Genomic DNA, 19,449 nt, shown 5'->3' with positions numbered 1-19,449 from the left:
CCGCGTGAGTGCGTATCGCGCTCGAATGCGAAGGCCGAGGACAGAAGGGAGCCTGCCGAACGACGGCCGATCCTTCGAATCGTCCGCCGTTCGGCAGGCGTCACAACGAAAGCCATCACAGCTTTGCTCTTCCCGTGAACACACCGCCCCTTCTTGTTTGTTTCCCCTCCCTTGATACGGCGTCTAACGCCCTCTCAGAACGTACGCGACAGGCTTACGGCGAAGAGTTCCGTGGCTTGATTGAGCGACGATTGCCGCCGGCGGTGTCGATTCGAATAGTCGCGACGCTTTTCGGTTTTAGCCCATCATTCGTTGGAGCGATGGTCCGGCGACCTGGGCGTTACTATCGAGTATTCGAAATCCGGTCTGGGACGAAGATTCGCAAGATTCAGGCGCCGCGCGTTGCTTTGAAGGTGATTCAACAGTGGATCGGTGGTCACCTTGCGGTCGCAATTCCGTACAGAAGTAGTACCTTCGGATTTGTCCCCGGTCGCTCGCACATTGATGCCGCTGGGCAGCATTGCGGGGCTGAATGGTCATATTCCATTGACATCAAAGATTTTTTTCAGAGTACAAGCGAAGAGGCTGTGCGGCGCGCGCTTATGGAGCTTGGTTATAGCGAACACGCTTCGCACCTTGTCAGTTCACTGTGTTGCGTAGGCGGATATTTGGCTCAAGGAGCGCCGAGTAGCCCTGCTTTGTCTAATCTGGTTTTTCTAAACTACGATATTCAGTTTGAGCAGTATGCGGCAGAGCATGGGCTGACTTATACGCGTTACGCAGATGACATTGTTTTTTCTGGCCGCGGGGAAATTCCTGCCTCACTGCCCGAGCTTGCGAAACGGACAATAGAGTCTGGTGGATGGCAAATCGCACCTGAAAAAGAGAAAACGCAGCGGAGGCCATACAGATTGAAGGTGCATGGCCTACTGGTAGAGGGCATAAGCCCTCGATTGACCAAAGGTTACCGTCGCCGTATTCGAGCTTTGCGACATTTGATGGAGCACGGGAGGGTCGCGGCAGACCAGCTTGCTAAGGTTGCGGGTCATCTGAATTATGCAGAGCAAGTTGCGAGTTGGGCGCGAAAGTCAGAGAGATCAAGCGAAGTCGATGAGTGACGGCATGCTGATATGTGAGTACGGTGCGCGAAGTTGCCGATGCGCACCGAGCGACTTTTTTCGAAGATTCCTGGAAGCAGTCAGGCAGCAATCTCGATCGGTGGCTTTTGTTGATATAGGCGAGATTTGGATACGCGTCCGTCGAATTTCAGCACGTGCTCGAAGTAGAGTTGATAGGCCTTAACGTACGGCTCTGGAGCGCGCGGGTCGATAAGGATATCTTCGATCAGATCGTGAGGATTGATTCTGATCCTTATCCCATCTTTAGGGTTGGTCGTAAGGTTTTGGTGAAAGGCTATAAGTCGTGTCTCGTTTTCATGCTCGAATGCACGCCTTTTCCATAGGAGTGCGTCTGCAGCTCTGGCGAGACTAAATTCCGCCTGCAAATCATCGGCAAGATCTTCGAGTTTATTGTTGATGTCGATCTCCTTTAGGTATTCCACAGCCTTTAATCGGATCTTCACTCCATCCTCTCTAATGCTCTGATTAATTGCTGCGCGCAATTTTACGTCTGTAGTACGAATGCGAACTCCGAGCCGATCCGGAGAGTAGATCCGCCACATTGCATCGGAGACACCGCTTCTGCACCAGCACTGGGCGAATAATAGTCCGCTGGCTTCGTGTCGCAGGCGAGTCTCATAAGGGTCATCCCATGAGGACGGATGTGCGAGATAAAGTGCCTTCTGTTCAAAAATCTGAACAGCTCGCTCAAAACTTTGAATCCGATAGAGGGTGATGGGCATACAGATAAATTCGCAATTTCGGTTTTTAGAATCCTATTATCGAAGCTAAGGTTATCCAGTCGTATAGGGCTCATTGTTTTTTGTCCGCGGACTTAAATAGCCTTGCTCGAAGGGCGCTGCAATTATAAGCGGCCCCATGCGAGAATTGATGTTGTCAAGCCTAGGGCGGCCACCCGAAAACCTGTATCCCTCACAGGCTGGCTTGGCGTCCATCCATGAGGGCGCATCGAGGGGTGCGAGTGGGAATTCGTGATTTTGATTTGGTGGCCGTCGATCGGGCGGCCCTTGGTTATGCGTCGCTCGTCCCCAAGCCTCTGCTAGACAGGCTTAACGGGTTGCGTGTGTCCTACGCGAAACGGGTTGAGTTTGGCCGGGCGTTGCCCCGTCATTCGCCTGGTGCTATGGAGCACGCACAACGTGCCGCGCGTGCCCGTGTCGCCCAGTGGCTTGCGCTGGAGCTCAAGCGCACGCTTGCCGCGCATGATGACGCGGCCGTTACGCGAGTCTTGGCTGATCCGTACTTCGCGCCCGACGTGCTACGGAGGTTCGTGAAGATTGAGGCGAGCGGAGCGCAGCAAGCAATCGAAGAGGCTCAGGCTAAATTGCAGTCGAGTCGCTTCGAGGTACTTGCAGAGCGAATTACGCTTGGTCGCGAGAATGAAAGTCTGCGTCGCCAGCTGGCGCGGGTCGATTCGCACCGAAAGAACAATCGTACCGCGTTGCAAAAAGCAAATGCGCAGCGCCAGGCCGAGGCTGATCGACCAAGGATCCTCAAGGCCCTCCACGCCATACAGGATGCGGGCGGGGATATCTGGGGGCGCGATGTGGCCAGCGATCTCGCCGGCCGATTCGGCTGCACATCGCGATATATCCGGGATATTCGTGCTCAGGAATTTTCCGACGAAGCGGAACCATCGTAGGACGCTTCCCTTTCCCCCTTAATACTCCGGTTGTCCCACGCGTTCCCGCGGGGTCTCTAACTGGAGTTCATATGCCCAATGACAAGACGCAGGCGGCCAACGATGCATTGCCCCGCCTGCATGGAAGGCTGATTCGATTTCGCGAGGTAGCATCTCGCACATGCTTGTCGAAAAGCGAGATCTATCGCCGTATCGCCGCCGGCACGTTCCCCGCTAGCGTCCGCCTTGGCCTGCGGGCCGTGGCATGGTACGAAGCCGAAATAGACGAATGGATTCGTGCGCTGGCGCAGCAGTCGCGCGCCGCGGCGATGGGAGTGCGTAAATGACCGGCGCGCTCACCAAGCGGCAAGCGGCCGATATCAAGCGTGCGTTCGATCATTTGGCTGATTCTGTTAGCGAAATCGCCCAGCGCCCGGAAATCGAAATCTGGTTTGCCGAATGGCTCAGGCCGCATGTTAGCAATGGCGAAGCGGGCGGCGCGGCTTGGCTCGCGACGCAATACCGTGCTCCGCTTCACGTCGCGGTACGGCGCGAATCTGAGCGGTACGTTCGCACGCTGCTGACCGCTTCGCCCGCCGTATCGGATCGCGAGCGGCTGGCGTTCGATATGGTCGAGAAGGCCTATCAAGGCGGTTTTCTTGCGGCCGTCGAAACGCAGCTCAACGGACTTCACGCGCTCATGATCGAGAGCGAGCAGGGGCAGCCGTGATGCGCGCTGCCAGCCCTTTCTCTGGAGCGCTCCCGCGCGGCCGGTTGCGCGAAACGGCGACACGCAGTATCCTGCGGTCGTCGCTGAGACAACAGCGCACCGGATTGGCGTCCGGGATATGCAAAGGCGGACAACCGCCCCAGAGCGGTTTTTTTACGTCCGCACGCCTTCGCGCGCCTTCAATGGTCGGGCCTTGGCGGGGGTGCCTTCGGGCACACCGGTTTCCTTTGCGCCGGTACGCCAACCCTGCCATGTGCCCGGCCACCCCAATTGGCGTTGGGGCCGGGTTTCGAACCCAGCAAAGGAGGCCGCACCATGCGCCAGCTTACGCACGCCAATTCCGGGCAAGCCCCGTCCCTCATTCAGTCCATCGTCCGCGACGCCTTGCGTGTCGCTGCTACCGCCGATACCTATCAATCCGCGCTCGATGCTACGGGCGCGGCGCTCGTCGCCATTGCAGCCCTTGCACGTGCGGAGGTGCGTCATGGTTAACCGCTTCAATGTCTCCCCGATAAAGAGGCCGGCGTCGCTCGATCTGGATAGCTCGGAAGTGCTGGCGTTGATTGGCGACGCTTCGCGTTTTTTCGTATATGCCGACGAGGCGTTTGCAGAATTGGCGACGCTCTTTCGCTCCATCCAGTCGCTTTCGGATGATCCCGAGGCCGTGCGCGGCTTGGCAGCTGTTGGCTTGCGGATTGCCAGCGACCGTGGTGGCGAGTTTGAGGATATCGCCGCTGACTACGGCGCGGAGGTGGAACGTCATGGTTAATCGCACCGCCATTATCGAAGGCTTTGAAAACGCGCCGCCGCTCGATACCGGGGCTCCGATCGATCTGCAATTTGCCGTGAGCCTTGGCGCGGTCAGTGCCGATGCCTGGCTGGAGCTTAGGGGTTCCGTCCGTTTACACGATTACGCCGCGTATCAGGCCGATGCGTTCTCGCGTGGCCTGGCGGCGGCTATGCGCGAGGCGGGGGATTTCGACCCGGACCGGCTGGCCGTAAGTCGGCAGGCGTTTGCCGCGGGACTCATGGGCCGCGTGCAACAGCATTTGCTGGCAGCGCTCGGTATGGTCACGCGCGATGCGCACGTAACTCACTGATGGGGGCGGATATGGAAAGGATGAAACTCCACGCCGCGCCGTTCCAGCCGCGTGAGGATGTGAGCATGGGCAATGCGGTTCCGCTGGTTGGGTGCTACGGCGGAAATGTCCTGTGGATAACTTCGGACGACGTTGACGCTGTTCATAGCGAGGCGACATTGCGCGCCACACAGGCGCGCGCGTTGTCGGCCGCGTTGTCGACCGTCTCACTTGATGACGATGGCGTTGCATCGACGTTGCGGGCGGCGATGGAGGCAATAGATACGCTGTTGTCTGATGCTCTTGGTTTGTACGAGTACGCCCACAAGCTGAGCGAACCGCCGCGCCGTCCTGTCTGAGTTATCCACAGAATCAAGGTGTCGCAATGCTGCCTCTCTGATTTGCAGTCCTAATCGCAGAAGGGTTGCGGCACACCATCAAGTTTGCAGGGATTTATGGCAGACATACCAATGTCCGAATTTGAGCGCACACGGGCGGCGCTCGGCTATATCCAGCCCGACGACCGCGAAACATGGCGTAAGGCGGGAATGGCGCTCAAGGCTGAATTCGGCGACGAGGGATTCGCCCTCTGGAGCGAGTGGAGCCAACAGGCGAACAGTTACAACGCACGCGATGCGCGCGACGCCTGGAAGTCTTTCAAGGGCGGCCGAATCACGATCAATACGCTGTTTCACCTTGCGAAGGCCGGAGGCTTTGACCCGCGTTCGCACAAGGCAAAGCCAATTGATCCGGCAGAGCGAAAACAGCGGGATACCGATCGCGCGGCGCGCGAGGCGCGCGAGCGTGAGCTCGAGGCGCAACGTCATGCGGCTGCGGCCGAAGAGGCAGCGCGCATCTGGGAAGCGGCCGTCCCAGCGTCCGCCGATCATCCCTATCTGGTCCGGAAAGGCATCGGGCCCGGCAAGCTGCGCATCTATCGTGGCGATCTACGTATCGGTACGGCTTCATGCGATGGGGCGCTGATCATTCCTGCTCGCGATGCGGCGGGCAAGCTGTGGACACTGGAATTCATCCTTGAGGATGGCCAGAAACGTTATCTGCCCAATGGTCGCAAGTCAGGCAGCTTTGCCCGTGGTGGTGGCGAGGTAACGGATACCGTGCTGATTGGCGAGGGTTACGCCACCTGCGCGACGCTTTCCACGGTGATGCGTGCGCCGGCTGCATGTGCATTCGATGCGGGCAACCTGCTGGCCGTGGCCACGGCCATGCGCGAGCAGTATCCGAATGCGCGCATTGTCATTTGTGCCGATGACGACTACCGCACCAAGGGTAATCCGGGCGTAGCGAAGGCGCGGGCAGCGGCGAAAGCGGTGGGCGGTTTTGTCGCCGTGCCGGACTTTGGCGACGATCGGCCAGTAGGCGCGACGGACTTTAACGACATGGCAGCGCATTTCGGCGTGGAGGCGTTCGCGGCGATTAGTGCGTGTGTGCACGCGGCCGCACCTGTCGGTGCTTTGCAGTCCGCTGCGGACACTACCACGCAGCCAGCAACGAATGCCAAGGCCACCAAACGCCCGAAAACCACGCAGGCGGGCGATGGCCGATCGCGTTTCCGCGTCGATGGGCGCGGCGTATGGTTCGAAGGATTCGACCGCGAGGGCAACAAACTGCCGGCGCAGTGGATCTGCGATCCGCTGGAGATCGTGGCGGAAACGCGCAACGATGCCAATACAGAATGGGGTGTGCTGCTGGAGTTTTCGGACCGTGACGGCAATCCGAAGCGCTGGGCGATGCCGCGCCGGATGCTGGCCGGTGACGGTGCGGAATATCGCGCGATACTGATGGATATGGGCCTGAATATCGACCCGTCGTCGTCAGCAAAGCAACGGCTCGCGAGCTATATCCAGACGGCACGCAGCGAGGATCGGGCGCGCTGCACTGGTCGCATCGGCTGGCATGGTGACGCGTTTGTTTTGCCTGACCAGACCATCGGCGCCGGCGGCGATCTCACGATATTCCAGACGGACGGCAGTATCGAAAGCCACTTCAAACAGCGCGGCACGCTGGATGACTGGCAGCGTGAGTTGGCGGCGCTGTGCGTTGGAAACAGCCGGCTCATGTTTTGCGTGTCGGCCGCCTTTGCTGGTGCGTTGCTGCGCTTCTCCGGGCAAGGCTCGGGCGGCTTTCACCTGATGGGCAACAGCACGGTCGGCAAGACAACCGCGTTGCGCGCCGCCGCCTCGGTGTTCGGTGGGCGAGATTACATGCGCAGCTGGCGAGCTACGTCGAACGCGATGGAGTCGACGGCAGCACAGCATAGCGATGGCCTGCTGATTCTCGATGAGATCGGGCAGGTTGAACCGAAGGAAGTGGGCGATATCGTCTACATGATCGGCAATGAGCAGGGCAAGGGGCGCGCTACGCGCAACGCGACGGCAAAGCCAGTGCTGACGTGGCGGCTGCTGTTCCTGTCGAGCGGAGAAAAGACGCTATCGGCCATTATGGGCGAGGCGAACAAGATGGCGAAGGCAGGGCAGGACGTACGCCTGGCGACCGTTCCAGCCGACGCAGGGCGCGGCTACGGGCTTTTCGAGGAACTGCACGGCAGCGCATCATCGAAGGAACTGGCAGACCGCGTAACGCGTGCTGCGGGCCTGTATCACGGCGTGGCAGCGCTGGAGTTCATCCGCCATGTGTCCGACCATGCCGACGAGATGCACGAGTTGGTGAGCGGCATGATTGCGCCGCTCGTGACCGCATGGGTGCCGGACGGCGCGGACGGGCAGGTTTCGCGTGTTGCTCAGCGGTTCGCGCTCGTGGGCGCTGCTGGAGAGATTGCGAGCGCGGCGGGCTGTACCGGATGGGGCGAGGGATACGCGATAGAGGCCGCACACGCGTGTTTCCGCGCATGGGTTCATGAGCGTGGCGGCGTGGGCAATGCCGAGGCAACGGCAATGCTGCGGCAGGTGCGTGGCTTTCTGGAGGCGCACGGTGATGCGCGCTTTACCTGGGTGCAGCGTGTCGATGACGATCACGCAGGAAGGACGATGCATCGCGCCGGATTCAAACGGTCCATATCGGACGATCGGCCAGTGAATTCGGATCGTGAATATGTGGCCGAGTACGGGCAGAAAATGGCCAATGCAGATGCCGAACGCAGCGATACGGAATACCTGATCCTGACTGAGCCGTTTCGTAAAGAGGTGTGCGGTGGCTTCGACCATCGGGCCGTTGCGCGGCTGCTGGCCGATGTGGGTGCGCTGCGGTCCGAAGGCAGCGGCCGTTTCGATTGCAAGGTGCGCATCGGCTCGCTTGGCCAGATGCGGGCGTACCGCATCCAGTCGTCAATCTTTTCGCTCGATATCGACTGAAAGTTTGTGCTTCCCCGTGCTGCGGTGGCGGCACGGGCGATCTCTTTGCGCGGCTTTGGCCCTCAGTGGCGCGCCGTGACCCTGCATCACAACGCGCCAGCGTGGCGTCAGCAGGCCCGATCTCTGGGTCGATCTATCTCAAACCTCGCAACAATCCGCCCCGATGTTCCCAAAGTCCGCACTCAGCTATGGGAACTGCCTGTAACACATATGCATCAAGGGTTTCGTCGGAGCTGTTCCCAAAATCCCATTTGCTTGTTCCCACATCTCGCGGGAACGCTGAAAGCCTTTACTGTATTGGGATACAGGCTGATTGAAAGGTGTATTCCCGTTGTTCCCATAAAAATATGACAGGGAGGAAAGCAAGGGATCGCATTGTTGATTGCATGGGAGCCAATGATGGCGAGGGATTGGGGCTATTGGCTGTAAGAAAACACAGTGGTTTTGACGGGGTGTAGTTGAAGATCACTCTCGCTTTATTCTTGCGGCAAGCGATAAGGTAGGGGGGGCTCGTTTTTTCCGGGCATTCGCCCTTCGGGACCGAACGCCCAGCCGCATTTTTTCTTGGGCGGTTTTTGAAAGGGGGGGAGGGTTGGAGTGGCGGCCTGCTGGTGCGGCTGGTGAGCCACGTCTGAAGGCGAGGCTTTAGCCGGTAATCGCGAGGCCGGCAGCGGCGCGGAAAACGGCCCCGCCGCGCGCGAATTCAGGCGGGCCAGGAAAATACGATGCCGCCGCGTTGGAAATGTGCCTGACGCTAGCCGGTCGAGCCGTCGCGGCACTCGTCCAGTGGGATCACGTTCGCACCGGTTTGCTGGTCGATGTATTCCGCCCACGCGTGCATTAGTGCGCGCCGCTTGTCGAACAGGTCGCCGCGGCGGTAGGCACTTTCCGTCTTGTCGCGGATCGCGTGCGCGAGTGCCATCTCGGCAACCTCGTTCGGGAATGCCGTGCACTCGGCAGCCCAGTCGCGGAACGTCGAGCGAAAGCCGTGTGTGGTGAGCTCGTCGCGCTTCATGCGTTTCAGGACCGCAAGCATTGCCATGTTCGATAGCGCCCGGCCTTCCTTTACGCCCTCGAATACCAGGCCTGCGCCGCCGAAGGTTGGGAGTTTCTTCAGCAGGGCGACTGCGGCCGGCGGGAGTGGTACGCGATGTTCGCGTTTGGCTTTCATGCGTTCGGCTGGAACAGTCCACAGCATGGCGTCGAGGTCGAACTCGGCCCAGTCAGCGTAGAGCGATTCGCCGGTGCGTACCGCAGTGAGAATTGTGAATTCGAGCAGGCGCGCGGCAGTGCCATTCGCCGCGTGCAGCTCGATCATGAACGGTCCGATATCCGCGTAAGGCAGTGCCGCGTGATGGCCGCCTTTCTGCACTTTCGACGGCGCAGCCAGCAACTGGTCGAGGTGGCCGCTCCAGCGAGCCGGGTTTTCGCCGTCGCGCAGCCCGCGCACTTTAGCCCAGTCCATCACGTTTTCAATCCGGCCGCGCAGGCGCGAGGCGGTTTCGTTTTTCTTCGTCCAGATGGGCTGAAGCACGCGTAACACCAGGTCGGTGTCGATGTCCTGAGGGCGCAGCGAGCCAATGAAAGGATACGCGTAGGTCTTGAGCGTGTTCGTCCATTGCTGGGTGTGCTTCGGATTGGCCCATTCGACGCTGCGCGCCTTGATGAACTCCGTTGCGCATTGTTGGAACGTCAGTGAGCGGGCCGCCTCGATCTTGCGACGCGCCTTGTCCTGCTTTCGAAGTGTTGCGGGATCATCGCCGCGCGATACCGCGGCTCTCAGCTCGTGCCGTGCTTGTCGCGCCGCGTCGAGCGTGACGCGTGGATATGGTCCGATCTGTGTGAGGCCTTCGCGTCCGTCCGGTTTTGTGTACCGGAATTGCCAGTAGCGCAGCCCGTTCGGTTTGATGTTGAGGAAGAGGCCGCCACCGTCGCAAAGGCGATAGGCCTTGTCGCGAGGCTTGGCGTTGCGGCATTGAAGGTCACGCAACAGGCTTTCGGCCATCGTTAGAAACCCCTGAAAAGTACCCGGAAAAGTACCCGCCAAAAACGGGTATTTTTTGGGATTTTACGGGACTTCCTGAAACCTTGCTGATGGCTGGGAGTCTTGTCTGGCTTGGCTTTGCGGGATTTTGTGGGACGTTTAAAAACGCTGTCCTGGCGGAGGCGGTGAGATTCGAACTCACGGAAGGGTTACCCCTTCGCCGGTTTTCAAGACCGGTGCATTCAACCACTCTGCCACACCTCCGGAGGCGCGCATTGTAACCTGGAATGCGCGCGCGTCGGCAGCCTCGCCGGCGGCGCGCATCGAAATGCGCCTCGAAACGTCAGGACGGGTCCTTGAGAAACAGCTCCTGCAGATCGTTGAGAAAGCGCTGACCCAGCTCGGTCGGCACGATCTTCTCGTAATCGCGCGTGATCAGGCCGCGTTTTTCCGCTTCCTGCAATTGCGGCTCGATCGTCGTGATCGGCAAACCCGTGCGTTCGATGAAGCGATGCACCGGAAAGCCTTCCACGAGCCGCAGCGCGTTGAGCATGAACTCGAACGGCAGATCGCGCGCGCTGACCTCGTGCTCTTCCTGCACCGGCGAGCCCGCGCGCGCCTGCTCGATGAAGGTCGACGGATGCTTGTAACGCACCTGCCGCACGATGCGGTTCGGAAACGACAGCTTCGTATGCGCGCCCGCGCCGATGCCGAGGTAATCGCCGAAACGCCAGTAGTTCAGGTTGTGGCGGCTCTGATGTCCGGGCTGTGCGTACGCCGACACTTCATAGCGCCCAAAACCCGCCTCGGCCGTGCGCGCGTGAATCCATTCCTGCATGTCCGCCGACTGGTCGTCGTCGGGCAGGGTGGGCGGAAACTTCGCGAACAGCGTGTTCGGTTCGAGCGTGAGGTGATAGAGCGACAGATGCGGCGGCTTGAACGCGAGCGCCGTTTCGATATCGGTCTGACATTCGGCGAGCGTCTGCTGCGGCAGCGCGAACATCAGGTCGAGATTGAAGTTGTCGAAGGTCTTCGCCGCGACTTCCACCGCGTGACGCGCCTGCGCCGCGTCGTGAATGCGCCCGAGCGCCTTCAGATGCGCTTCGTTGAAGCTCTGGATGCCGACCGACAGCCGGTTCACGCCGCTCGCGCGGAACTGCGCGAACTTGTCGGCCTCGAACGTGCCCGGATTCGCTTCGAGCGTGATTTCGGCGTCGGCGTCGAGCGGCAGCAGCGCGCGCACGTCGGAGAGCAGGCGGTCGAGCCCTTTCGCCGAGAGCAGGCTCGGCGTGCCGCCGCCGATGAAGATCGTGTGCACCTGGCGGCCCCAGACGAGCGGCAGCGCCTGTTCGAGATCGGTGCGCAGCGCGTCGAGGTAATCGTCCTCGGGAAAGCGATCGCCTTTCCATTCGTGCGAGTTGAAATCGCAGTACGGACACTTGCGCACGCACCACGGGAAATGCACGTAAAGCGAAAGCGGCGGCAGCGACGTGAGGCGGATGCTGCCCGGCATCGTGAACGACTTCACGACTTCGATGCCGATGCGGTGCTGCTGGCTCACGCTAGCTCCTCGAGGCGCGCGAGCAGGGCGCGCAAGGCGATCGCGCGATGGCTCGACGCGTTCTTGAGCGCAGGATCGAGTTCGGCGGCGGTGGCTTCGAGGCCCGCGATGTAGAAGTGCGGGTCGTAGCCGAAGCCGTTGTCGCCGCGCGGCGTGTCGATGACTTCGCCGTGCCAGCGGCCTTCGGCGATCAGCGGTTCGGGGTCGTCGGCGTGGCGCACGAGGGCGAGCACGCAGTAGTAATACGCGCGGCGGTCGGCGTGTTGCTGCAGATTCGCGACGAGCAGGGCGTTGTTCGCGGTGTCGCTTTTCTCGCCGCCCGCGCGCTGTGCGTAGCGCGCCGAATACACGCCCGGCGCGCCGCCGAGGGCGCGCACGCAGAGGCCGGAATCGTCGGCGATCGCGGGCAGGCCGGTGAGCTTCGCGGCGTGACGCGCCTTGGCGAGCGCGTTTTCGACGAAGGTGACGTGCGGCTCTTCGGCCTCGGGCACGCCGAGCTCGCCTTGCGTCACGAGTTCGATGCCCGCCGCGCCGAGCAGCGCCGCGAATTCGCGCAGCTTGCCGGCGTTGTTCGAGGCCAGCACGACGCGGCCCGACAAGGCGCTCTGGGCGGCGTTGGGCGCGGTGTTAGCCGTGTCAGCCATGCGCGATCTCCAGCGCGGCCTTTTGCTTCTCGATCAGCGTGCGGATGCCGCCTTGCGCGAGGTCGAGCAGCGCGTTGAGTTCGTCGCGCGAGAACGGCGCGCCTTCGGCCGTGCCCTGCACTTCGACCATGCCGCCCGAGCCCGTCATGACGACGTTCATGTCGGTGTCGCATTGCGAGTCTTCGGCGTAGTCGAGGTCGAGCACGGGCACGCCTTCGTAGACGCCCACCGAGATCGCCGCCACGTAGTCGGTGATCGGCGAGCGCTCGATGCGGCCGGTCGCGAGCAGTTTCGAGACGGCGTCGTGCGCCGCGACGAACGCGCCCGTGATGGCGGCCGTGCGGGTGCCGCCGTCGGCTTGCAGCACGTCGCAATCGAGGTTGATGGTGCGTGCGCCGAGCGCTTCGAGATCGAACACCGCGCGCATCGCGCGGCCGATCAGGCGCTGGATTTCCTGGGTGCGGCCCGTCTGCTTGCCGCGCGCGGCTTCGCGGTCGCTGCGCGTGTGCGTGGCGCGCGGCAGCATGCCGTATTCGGCGGTGAGCCAGCCCTGGCCCTTGTCGCGCAGGAACGGCGGCACGCTCTCCGAGACGCTCGCGGTGCACAGCACCTTGGTGTCGCCGAATTCAACGAGCACCGACCCTTCGGCGTACTTCGTGAAATGGCGGGTGATGCGGACGTCGCGAAGCTGGTCGGCGGCGCGGCCGGAGGGGCGCTGGATGGATTGGGTCATCGTCGGGCGTGCGGGGGCACGGCAAAGGAGGGGGAAACCGCAATTTTAGCGCCTTCGCACGGTGGGCGCGGCGCGTGGGTTGCGGCCCGGCGCGGGGGCTTGCGCGCCGCGCGCCGCCGGGGCCGGCCGGCGCGCCGCCCGGCGGGGCTTGCCGAACGGGCGGGCGAGCCGCCAAAAATGGGATAATGGCGAATCCCCGCCCCGCGTCATCGATTGCACGAGTCCACGCCGGGCGCCTCGATTTTTCCTCGCCGTGAGCCGCGCCCGCAACCGGCGCGCCGCATGGCTTTTACGCGAGACGAACCATGATCTACAGCATGACCGGCTATGCCAGCGCCACGCGCGAACTGGTGGCGGCATCGGGCACTGGCGGCGCCAGCGTGTCCGTCGAACTGCGCACTGTGAATTCGCGCTTCCTCGACCTGAATTTCCGCATGCCGGAAGACGTGCGCGTCGTCGAGCCGACGCTGCGCGAAATGCTGATGCAGAAGCTCTCGCGCGGCAAGGTCGATATCCGCATCAACATCCAGCGCAGCGAGCAGGGCGCCAACGCCGGCGCGCTCAACCGCGACGCGCTCGAACAGCTCGCCTCGCTCGAACGCGCGGTGCTCGACGCGTTTCCCGACTCGGGCCGTCTGCGTACCGGCGAGATCCTGCGCTGGCCCGGCGTGCTCGCGGAAAGCGGCGTTGCGCCCGAAGTGCTGCGCGACGCGGTGCTCGGCTGCGGCAAGCAGGCCATCGCCGACCTGATCGACGTGCGCGGCCGCGAAGGCGCGCAACTCGCGAACATGCTGCTTGCCAACGTCGCCGAGATGGAAACGATCGTCGCGAAGATCACGCCGCTCGTGCCGGAACTGATCGTCAAGCATCAGCAGAAGATCGTCGAACGTCTGCAGGAAGCGCTCGGCATCGCCGCGCCGGACACGAACGGCAACGGCAATATCGGCAGCGTGTCGCGCGAGGAAGTCGCCGAACGCATCCGTCAGGAAGTGACGATGTACGGCATCCGCATCGACATCACCGAAGAACTCTCGCGCCTGTCCGCGCATCTGTCCGAAACGCGTCACGTGATCGAGAAGGGCGGCCGCGTCGGCAAGCGTCTCGACTTCATGATGCAGGAGCTGAACCGCGAAGCGAACACGCTCGGTTCGAAGGCCGCGGCCAAGGAACTCGCCGACGCCTCGATGACGCTCAAGCTGCTCATCGAGCAGATGCGCGAGCAGGTGCAGAACCTCGAATAAGCGCGCGCGGCAACGCGCGCAAGCACACGTAGCAACACGCGGAAATACGCAGAAACACAGCGGTAAAACAGGAAGCAACGAACATGACCGACCAGACCAGCGGCGCCGGTGCGCACAAGTCCGAAACGAAGCCGCGCAATCCGTACGCGGGCGTTTATCCGGGCAATCTCTTCATGGTGGTCGCGCCGTCGGGCGCGGGCAAATCCACGCTCGTGAACGCGCTGCTCGCCGAAGACAGCGCGATCTGTCTGTCGATTTCGTACACGACGCGCGCGCCGCGTTCGAAGGAGCGCGACGGCGAGCACTATCACTTCACGACCGTCGACGATTTCCTGTCGCGTCACGCGCAAGGCGAGTTTCTCGAGAGCGCGGAAGTGCATGGCAACTACTACGCGACGTCGCGCGTGTGGATCGAAGACCAGATGAAGATCGGCCATGACGTGCTGCTCGAAATCGACTGGCAAGGCGCGCAGCAGGTGAAGAAGCAATTCCGCAACGCCGTGGAAATCTTCATCCTGCCGCCGTCGCTCGATGCGCTCGCGGACCGTCTGCGCAAGCGCGGCGAGGACGAGCCCAACGTCATCACGCGACGCCTGCTGGCGGCCGGCAGCGAGATGGCGCACGCGAGCGAAGCGGAGTATGTCGTCATCAACGAAAACTTCGATCGCGCGCTGCAGGAGCTGCGTAACATCGTGAGCGCGACGCGTCTGCGCTTCACGTCGCAATACGCGCGGCACACCGAGCTCTTCGTCGAGCTGGGTATCCATCAGCCGCAGCCCGGCGCATCGGGCACATAAGGTAGAATAAGAACCTGTGAGAATGAGAAGGAACCCGACATGGCCCGCATCACCGTCGAAGATTGTCTGAAACAGATTCCGAACCGTTTCGAACTGGCGCTTGCCGCAACGTATCGCGCACGTCAGCTCGCCCAAGGCCACACGCCGAAGATCGAAAGCCGCGACAAGCCGACCGTCGTCGCGCTGCGCGAGATCGCGGCAGGCCAGGTGGGTCTGGAAATGCTGAAAAAGGTGCCCGTTTAACGGCGCCTTGCTGTATCCGTTGTACCTGCCGTATTTGTCGTATCTGCCGTACCCATAGTCGTGTAATTCGTGCCGGGCGGCGTTTGCCGGGCATTGCATCTCGCGCAACCGCTAACGCCTGACCTGAAACGGAGGGGAACATGAGCACTACGCCCTCGCCGGCCACCGACGTGGACCAGGAAGCGGAAACCGCGAACCCCGCGCGCAATTACATCGACGCGGTTCTCGAACAGTCGTTTCGTCATCTGTTCGGACCGACCGCTACACCGGAACAACCCCGCAAACACGGGGTCGTCTCCATCGCCAATCTGACCGCGGCGCTTTCCGGTTACCTCACCCCTGAGGAAATCAAGGAAGTCAAAGCGGCGTTTCACTTCAGCGACGAAGCCCACCTCGGGCAATATCGTCAGAGTGGCGAACCCTACATCACGCATCCCGTCGCCGTCGCTGAAATCTGCGCCGGCTGGAAGCTCGACGCCCAGGCCATCCAGGCGGCGCTGCTTCACGACGTGATCGAAGACCAGGGCGTGACCAAGGCGGAGATCGCCGAGCGCTTCGGCGCCAAGGTCGCGGAACTGGTCGACGGCCTCTCGAAACTCGACAAGATGGAGTTTCGTAATCGCGAGGAAGCGCAGGCGGAAAACTTCCGCAAGATGCTGCTCGCGATGGCGCGCGACGTGCGCGTGATTCTCGTTAAGCTCGCCGACCGGCTGCACAACATGCGCACGCTGGGCGCGGTGCCGCCCGAAAAGCGCCGCCGCGTGGCGCGCGAGACCATCGACATCTACGCGCCCATCGCGCACCGGCTCGGCCTGAACAACACGTATCGCGAGTTGCAGGATCTGAGCTTCCAGAACTTCAACCCGAATCGCTACGCCACGCTCGAGAAAGCCGTCAAGGCCGCGCGCGGCAACCGGCGCGAAGTGGTGAGCAAGATTCTGGAAGCGGTGCAGCGCGCGCTCGGCGACGCGAAGCTCGACGCCGAAGTCACCGGCCGCGAGAAGACCATCTTCAGCATCTACAAGAAGATGCGCGACAAGCAGTTGTCGTTCTCGCAGGTGCTCGACGTGTACGGCTTCCGCGTGGTCGTGGAGTCGGCGCTCGAATGCTATACCTGCATCGGCGCGCTGCATGCGCTCTACAAGCCGGTGCCGGGCAAGTTCAAGGACTACATCGCCATTCCGAAGGTGAACGGCTATCAGTCCCTGCACACGACGCTCGTGGGCCCGTTCGGCGCGCCCATCGAGTTCCAGGTGCGCACGCGCAAGATGCACGAGATCGCCGAAGCAGGCGTGGCCGCGCACTGGCTCTACAAGAACGGCGGCGCCGACTTGAACGACGTGCAAAAGCGCGCGCATCAGTGGCTCAAGTCGCTGCTCGACATCCAGAGCGAGGCGGGCGATTCGAGCGAGTTCCTCGAGCACGTCAAGATCGACCTGTTCCCGGACGCCGTCTACGTCTTCACGCCGAAGTCGAAGATCATGGCGCTGCCGCGCGGCGCCACGGCGCTCGACTTCGCGTATTCGATCCACAGCGACCTGGGCAACCAGTGCGTCGCCGTGAAGATCAACAACGAGCTGCTGCCGCTGCGCACCGAGCTCAAGAGCGGCGACATCGTCGAAGTGATTACCGCGCCGTATTCGAAGCCGAATCCCGCGTGGCTCGGTTTCGTGCGCACCGGCAAGGCGCGCTCGGCGATCCGTCACTATCTGAAGACGATGCGGCTCACGGAGTCCGTGCAGCTCGGCGAGCGTCTCGTCGACCAGGCGCTCAAGGGCTACGGCTACCAGCTTTCGGAAATCACGCCGGAAGTGTGGGAAAAGCTCGTGCAGTGGACCGGCAACAAGAATCGCCAGGAAATTTTCGCGGATATCGGTCTCGGCCGGCGCGTCGCCGCGGTCATGGCCAAGCGCATCGAAGTGCTGGTAACAGGCCTCGACGCCGACGACGACGACCATCACCATGCGCCGCGCGATCCGAACGCGCCGCATGCGCCGCCCGTGGTCATCACCGGCACCGAAGGCATGTCCGTGCAGCTCTCGGCGTGCTGCCGTCCGATTCCGGGCGACGACATCATGGGCTACATCGGCATCGGGCTCGGTATGGCGATCCATACGACCGACTGCCGTGTGGCGCAGCGCATTCATCGACGCGACCCGGGCCGCTGGATCGACGTCGCGTGGGCGCCGCAGCCTGGCCGTCTGTTCGACGTCGCCGTGAAGGTGCTCGTGAAGAACACCAAGGGCGTGTTCGCGCGCGTGGCCGCCGACATCACGTCCGCCGACGCCAACATCGTGCATATCGCCATGGACGACGATCTGGCGCAGGAGTCGAACATGCTGCGCTTCGTGATCCAGGTGAGCGACCGCGTGCATCTCGCGAACGTCATGCGCCGCGTGCGGACGAATCCCGACGTGATGCGCATCACGCGCGAGCGGCCGAGCGACGAAGGACATCATCGCCACGACGGCGGCATGCGCATCGACCGCGAACGCGCCGATTACTGACGTCGACGCTCGATAGTCGATAGTGGCTTCAGGCGCGCCGTTGACCCGGCGCGTCGCCGGCAGGCACCGGTCGCTGCATGGGCCGCCATCCTCGTGACGCCCGAGCGGCTCCGCCTCACAGCAGTTTCTCTTCGGCCCGGCTTTCTGCGGCCCGCCGGCGCGGCTCAGTCGCGCCGCCTCGAACCTCTTCAACCGGAAGCGAGGACACGCCATGAACGTAGCTGATCTCACCGGCCTCGCGCTCGACTACTGGGTGGCGCGCAGCCTGCCCGACTTCGTGCGCGAGATTTATTTCACCGACAGCGGCGAGACCGTCGCGGTGCGCGGAAACGACCGTGGCCGCGCCTGGGACGGGCGCTTCGAGCCGTCGACGTCCTGGGAAGCCGCGGGCGTCGTGCTGGACCGCGCGCAGCGTCTGGAAGTGCGCGAACACCGGGACGGCGAGGCGGTGATCTGCGTGGCTGAGTTCGTCGGCAGCCATCGCACCGCCGAAGCGCAAGGCGCGACGATGCGCGAGGCGCTGCTGCGGGCGTTCGTGACCAGCCGTTTCGGCGACGAGGTGGAAGCGATGCTGCGCCAGCCGCAGTCGCTCTCCGGCATGCAGATGGAGCTGACGTCCGAGCCGGCCAATGTGGGCGACACAGAGGATTTGCCGAGCCCGGACGGACAGATCGGCGATATCGGCGCGCAGCCGCGTTAGCGATTCGCGGTGAGAGAGCAGGGAAGGCGCCGCATGAAAACGGCGCTACAAAGACAAAGGGCCTTCCCGGTAAGGAAGGCCCTTCGAAAGGTGGTGCGGCTGGCAGGATTCGAACCCACGACCCCTTGGTTCGTAGCCAAGTACTCTATCCAACTGAGCTACAGCCGCACGCTAAAACGATACTATTTACTGCAGTGTTACTGGAGATTTGCAAGTTACATCTGATGCAAAACTCTGAAAAGGTGGCGCGGCTGGCAGGATTCGAACCCACGACCCCTTGGTTCGTAGCCAAGTACTCTATCCAACTGAGCTACAGCCGCACACAGAAACGAGATTATAGCAACGATTTCGAAAAAAGGAAGCCCCCTATCGCAATTTGTTTGAAGATCCGCGTCGGGTACCGCATCGTGTACCCTGAGGGCGGGGCCGCAGCGTCATGCGCGCGGCGTTCCGTGACCTTCGCGGCAGTGAGCAGACGTGTCAGTGCAGCAGCGTATCGAACGTATCGAACCATCATGAACAAGGCCTTTGTCAAAGAATCGACCGACGACGACGACGATCTCGAAGCCGGTCATCCCGAGATCCCCGCCGGGACCAAGAACTACATGACGCCCGCGGGCTATCAGCGCATGCGCAGCGAACTGCTGCACCTGCTCGATGAGGCGCGGCCGGAAGTCGTCAAGCTGGTCTCGTGGGCGGCGTCGAACGGCGACCGCTCGGAAAATGGCGACTACATCTACGGCAAGCGCAGGCTGCGCGAGATCGACCGGCGTATCCGCTTCCTGACCAAGCGGCTCGATCTGGCCGAGGTGGTCGACAGCAGCCGTCAGGAGAGCGTCGATCAGGTGTTCTTCGGCGCGACGGTCGAGTACGGCACCGAGGACGGCGAGGCGCATACGATCACGATCGTCGGGGTCGACGAGATCGATCTGGATCGCGGCCACGTGAGCTGGATTTCGCCGATCGCGCGCGCCTTGCTGAAGGCGAAGATCGGCGATCAGGTGACCTTGCATACGCCCACGGGCCCCGAGTCCATCGACGTGCTGGACGTGCGCTATCCCGCGCCGGGCGCCTGAGCGCAGCATCGCCGCGCACGCGGCGCGGTAAACGAAAAAAAGGCGCCCGAGGGCGCCTTTTT

At 62.3% G+C, this 19,449-nt stretch carries 20 protein-coding genes and 3 tRNA genes; 15 read left to right on the top strand and 8 right to left on the bottom strand.

From position 1 onward, the window contains the following. The first annotated feature begins 134 nt into the window (after nt 1-134). Nucleotides 135-1,118: a reverse transcriptase family protein gene (locus tag BMY06_RS15255; RefSeq protein ID WP_143064421.1), complete on the top strand. Its 984-nt coding sequence runs from the start codon at nt 135-137 to the stop codon at nt 1,116-1,118. A gap of 80 nt (nt 1,119-1,198) precedes the next feature. Here the strand turns inward: BMY06_RS15255 and BMY06_RS15250 are convergent, their stop codons facing one another. Continuing rightward, complete coding sequence (locus BMY06_RS15250; RefSeq protein ID WP_074983956.1) at nt 1,199-1,861, bottom strand: DUF2971 domain-containing protein; 663 nt, start codon at nt 1,859-1,861, stop codon at nt 1,199-1,201. 239 nt (nt 1,862-2,100) lie between these two features. Here BMY06_RS15250 and BMY06_RS15245 point away from each other — a divergent pair, with 239 nt between their 5' ends. The 8 genes from BMY06_RS15245 to BMY06_RS15215 all read left to right on the top strand — a co-directional run bounded on the left by BMY06_RS15245 (nt 2,101) and on the right by BMY06_RS15215 (nt 7,901). Continuing rightward, the gene (locus tag BMY06_RS15245) at nt 2,101-2,781 is read left to right on the top strand and encodes a hypothetical protein (RefSeq protein ID WP_074983954.1); all 681 of its coding nucleotides are present in this window, start codon (nt 2,101-2,103) and stop codon (nt 2,779-2,781) included. A 71-nt stretch (nt 2,782-2,852) separates the two neighbouring features. Beyond that, nucleotides 2,853-3,107, top strand: a complete 255-nt coding sequence (locus BMY06_RS15240; RefSeq protein WP_074983952.1) for a helix-turn-helix transcriptional regulator — start codon at nt 2,853-2,855, stop codon at nt 3,105-3,107. Then, nucleotides 3,104-3,490 carry a hypothetical protein gene (locus tag BMY06_RS15235; protein WP_074983950.1) on the top strand — a complete coding sequence of 129 codons (387 nt, stop codon included), beginning with the start codon at nt 3,104-3,106 and terminating at the stop codon, nt 3,488-3,490. Before BMY06_RS15240 ends, BMY06_RS15235 begins: the two co-directional genes overlap by 4 nt. A gap of 315 nt (nt 3,491-3,805) precedes the next feature. Next, complete coding sequence (locus BMY06_RS38715) at nt 3,806-3,982, top strand: hypothetical protein (RefSeq protein WP_124263067.1); 177 nt, start codon at nt 3,806-3,808, stop codon at nt 3,980-3,982. Next, nucleotides 3,975-4,259, top strand: a complete 285-nt coding sequence (locus tag BMY06_RS15230) for a hypothetical protein (RefSeq protein WP_074983949.1) — start codon at nt 3,975-3,977, stop codon at nt 4,257-4,259. The genes BMY06_RS38715 and BMY06_RS15230 overlap by 8 nt, the downstream gene beginning before the upstream one ends. Further along, a complete protein-coding gene (locus BMY06_RS15225) occupies nt 4,252-4,590 on the top strand; it encodes a hypothetical protein (RefSeq protein ID WP_074983947.1) in 339 nt (112 codons plus the stop codon). The genes BMY06_RS15230 and BMY06_RS15225 overlap by 8 nt, the downstream gene beginning before the upstream one ends. 20 nt (nt 4,591-4,610) lie before the next feature. After that, entirely contained in the window at nt 4,611-4,928 is a 318-nt protein-coding gene (locus BMY06_RS15220; RefSeq protein ID WP_124263066.1) for a hypothetical protein, read from the top strand. Nucleotides 4,929-5,039: 111 nt separating this feature from the next. Continuing rightward, the gene (locus BMY06_RS15215) at nt 5,040-7,901 is read left to right on the top strand and encodes a DUF927 domain-containing protein (RefSeq protein WP_074983943.1); all 2,862 of its coding nucleotides are present in this window, start codon (nt 5,040-5,042) and stop codon (nt 7,899-7,901) included. Between the two features lie 754 nt (nt 7,902-8,655). On the opposite strand, the gene BMY06_RS15210 is transcribed toward BMY06_RS15215, so the two are convergent. From BMY06_RS15210 to rph, 5 genes are all read right to left on the bottom strand, one after another. Beyond that, a complete protein-coding gene (locus BMY06_RS15210) occupies nt 8,656-9,906 on the bottom strand; it encodes a tyrosine-type recombinase/integrase (protein ID WP_074984072.1) in 1,251 nt (416 codons plus the stop codon). Nucleotides 9,907-10,059: 153 nt separating this feature from the next. After that, a tRNA-Ser gene (locus BMY06_RS15205) sits at nt 10,060-10,149 on the bottom strand. A 79-nt stretch (nt 10,150-10,228) separates the two neighbouring features. Then, complete coding sequence (hemW, locus tag BMY06_RS15200; RefSeq protein ID WP_124260805.1) at nt 10,229-11,398, bottom strand: radical SAM family heme chaperone HemW; 1,170 nt, start codon at nt 11,396-11,398, stop codon at nt 10,229-10,231. A gap of 44 nt (nt 11,399-11,442) precedes the next feature. Beyond that, entirely contained in the window at nt 11,443-12,090 is a 648-nt protein-coding gene (gene rdgB, locus BMY06_RS15195) for an RdgB/HAM1 family non-canonical purine NTP pyrophosphatase (protein WP_074983942.1), read from the bottom strand. Beyond that, a complete protein-coding gene (gene rph, locus BMY06_RS15190; protein WP_065058189.1) occupies nt 12,083-12,823 on the bottom strand; it encodes a ribonuclease PH in 741 nt (246 codons plus the stop codon). Before rph ends, rdgB begins: the two co-directional genes overlap by 8 nt. A gap of 305 nt (nt 12,824-13,128) precedes the next feature. Here rph and BMY06_RS15185 point away from each other — a divergent pair, with 305 nt between their 5' ends. From BMY06_RS15185 to BMY06_RS15165, 5 genes are all read left to right on the top strand, one after another. Continuing rightward, nucleotides 13,129-14,064 carry a YicC/YloC family endoribonuclease gene (locus tag BMY06_RS15185; protein ID WP_065058190.1) on the top strand — a complete coding sequence of 312 codons (936 nt, stop codon included), beginning with the start codon at nt 13,129-13,131 and terminating at the stop codon, nt 14,062-14,064. Nucleotides 14,065-14,147: 83 nt separating this feature from the next. Further along, nucleotides 14,148-14,861 (top strand): guanylate kinase, encoded by a 714-nt coding sequence (gene gmk / locus BMY06_RS15180; protein ID WP_065058191.1) that lies wholly within the window; start codon nt 14,148-14,150, stop codon nt 14,859-14,861. A 39-nt stretch (nt 14,862-14,900) separates the two neighbouring features. Further along, nucleotides 14,901-15,104, top strand: a complete 204-nt coding sequence (gene rpoZ, locus BMY06_RS15175) for a DNA-directed RNA polymerase subunit omega (protein WP_006400783.1) — start codon at nt 14,901-14,903, stop codon at nt 15,102-15,104. Between the two features lie 140 nt (nt 15,105-15,244). Next, nucleotides 15,245-17,611 carry a RelA/SpoT family protein gene (locus tag BMY06_RS15170; RefSeq protein WP_065058192.1) on the top strand — a complete coding sequence of 789 codons (2,367 nt, stop codon included), beginning with the start codon at nt 15,245-15,247 and terminating at the stop codon, nt 17,609-17,611. 211 nt (nt 17,612-17,822) lie between these two features. Next, nucleotides 17,823-18,311 carry a phage protein NinX family protein gene (locus BMY06_RS15165; RefSeq protein WP_065058193.1) on the top strand — a complete coding sequence of 163 codons (489 nt, stop codon included), beginning with the start codon at nt 17,823-17,825 and terminating at the stop codon, nt 18,309-18,311. Between the two features lie 91 nt (nt 18,312-18,402). Here BMY06_RS15165 and BMY06_RS15160 read toward each other — a convergent pair. Then, nucleotides 18,403-18,479 (bottom strand) — tRNA-Arg (locus BMY06_RS15160). Nucleotides 18,480-18,554: 75 nt separating this feature from the next. Next, nucleotides 18,555-18,631 (bottom strand) — tRNA-Arg (locus tag BMY06_RS15155). 195 nt (nt 18,632-18,826) lie between these two features. On the opposite strand from BMY06_RS15155, the gene greB reads away from it, so the two are divergent. Beyond that, complete coding sequence (greB, locus tag BMY06_RS15150; protein WP_065058195.1) at nt 18,827-19,387, top strand: transcription elongation factor GreB; 561 nt, start codon at nt 18,827-18,829, stop codon at nt 19,385-19,387. Nucleotides 19,388-19,449 lie beyond the last annotated feature (62 nt).

It is taken from the genome of Paraburkholderia tropica (genome assembly GCF_900109265.1).
In the GTDB taxonomy this organism is placed as follows: domain Bacteria; phylum Pseudomonadota; class Gammaproteobacteria; order Burkholderiales; family Burkholderiaceae; genus Paraburkholderia; species Paraburkholderia tropica.
This window is presented reverse-complemented; position numbering and strand designations above follow the sequence as displayed.

Excerpts from the sequence above, each read along its gene's own strand:
- BMY06_RS15250 (WP_074983956.1), bottom strand. The coding sequence starts at position 1,861 with ATGCCCATCACCCTCTATCGGATTCAAAGTTTTGAGCGAGCTGTTCAG.
- BMY06_RS15240 (WP_074983952.1), top strand. The coding sequence starts at position 2,853 with ATGCCCAATGACAAGACGCAGGCGGCCAACGATGCATTGCCCCGCCTG.
- BMY06_RS15235 (WP_074983950.1), top strand. The coding sequence starts at position 3,104 with ATGACCGGCGCGCTCACCAAGCGGCAAGCGGCCGATATCAAGCGTGCG.
- BMY06_RS38715 (WP_124263067.1), top strand. The coding sequence starts at position 3,806 with ATGCGCCAGCTTACGCACGCCAATTCCGGGCAAGCCCCGTCCCTCATT.
- BMY06_RS15230 (WP_074983949.1), top strand. The coding sequence starts at position 3,975 with ATGGTTAACCGCTTCAATGTCTCCCCGATAAAGAGGCCGGCGTCGCTC.
- BMY06_RS15225 (WP_074983947.1), top strand. The coding sequence starts at position 4,252 with ATGGTTAATCGCACCGCCATTATCGAAGGCTTTGAAAACGCGCCGCCG.
- BMY06_RS15220 (WP_124263066.1), top strand. The coding sequence starts at position 4,611 with ATGAAACTCCACGCCGCGCCGTTCCAGCCGCGTGAGGATGTGAGCATG.
- BMY06_RS15215 (WP_074983943.1), top strand. The coding sequence starts at position 5,040 with ATGTCCGAATTTGAGCGCACACGGGCGGCGCTCGGCTATATCCAGCCC.
- BMY06_RS15210 (WP_074984072.1), bottom strand. The coding sequence starts at position 9,906 with ATGGCCGAAAGCCTGTTGCGTGACCTTCAATGCCGCAACGCCAAGCCT.
- hemW (WP_124260805.1), bottom strand. The coding sequence starts at position 11,398 with ATGCCGGGCAGCATCCGCCTCACGTCGCTGCCGCCGCTTTCGCTTTAC.
- rdgB (WP_074983942.1), bottom strand. The coding sequence starts at position 12,090 with ATGGCTGACACGGCTAACACCGCGCCCAACGCCGCCCAGAGCGCCTTG.
- rph (WP_065058189.1), bottom strand. The coding sequence starts at position 12,823 with ATGACCCAATCCATCCAGCGCCCCTCCGGCCGCGCCGCCGACCAGCTT.
- BMY06_RS15185 (WP_065058190.1), top strand. The coding sequence starts at position 13,129 with ATGATCTACAGCATGACCGGCTATGCCAGCGCCACGCGCGAACTGGTG.
- gmk (WP_065058191.1), top strand. The coding sequence starts at position 14,148 with ATGACCGACCAGACCAGCGGCGCCGGTGCGCACAAGTCCGAAACGAAG.
- rpoZ (WP_006400783.1), top strand. The coding sequence starts at position 14,901 with ATGGCCCGCATCACCGTCGAAGATTGTCTGAAACAGATTCCGAACCGT.
- BMY06_RS15170 (WP_065058192.1), top strand. The coding sequence starts at position 15,245 with ATGAGCACTACGCCCTCGCCGGCCACCGACGTGGACCAGGAAGCGGAA.
- BMY06_RS15165 (WP_065058193.1), top strand. The coding sequence starts at position 17,823 with ATGAACGTAGCTGATCTCACCGGCCTCGCGCTCGACTACTGGGTGGCG.
- greB (WP_065058195.1), top strand. The coding sequence starts at position 18,827 with ATGAACAAGGCCTTTGTCAAAGAATCGACCGACGACGACGACGATCTC.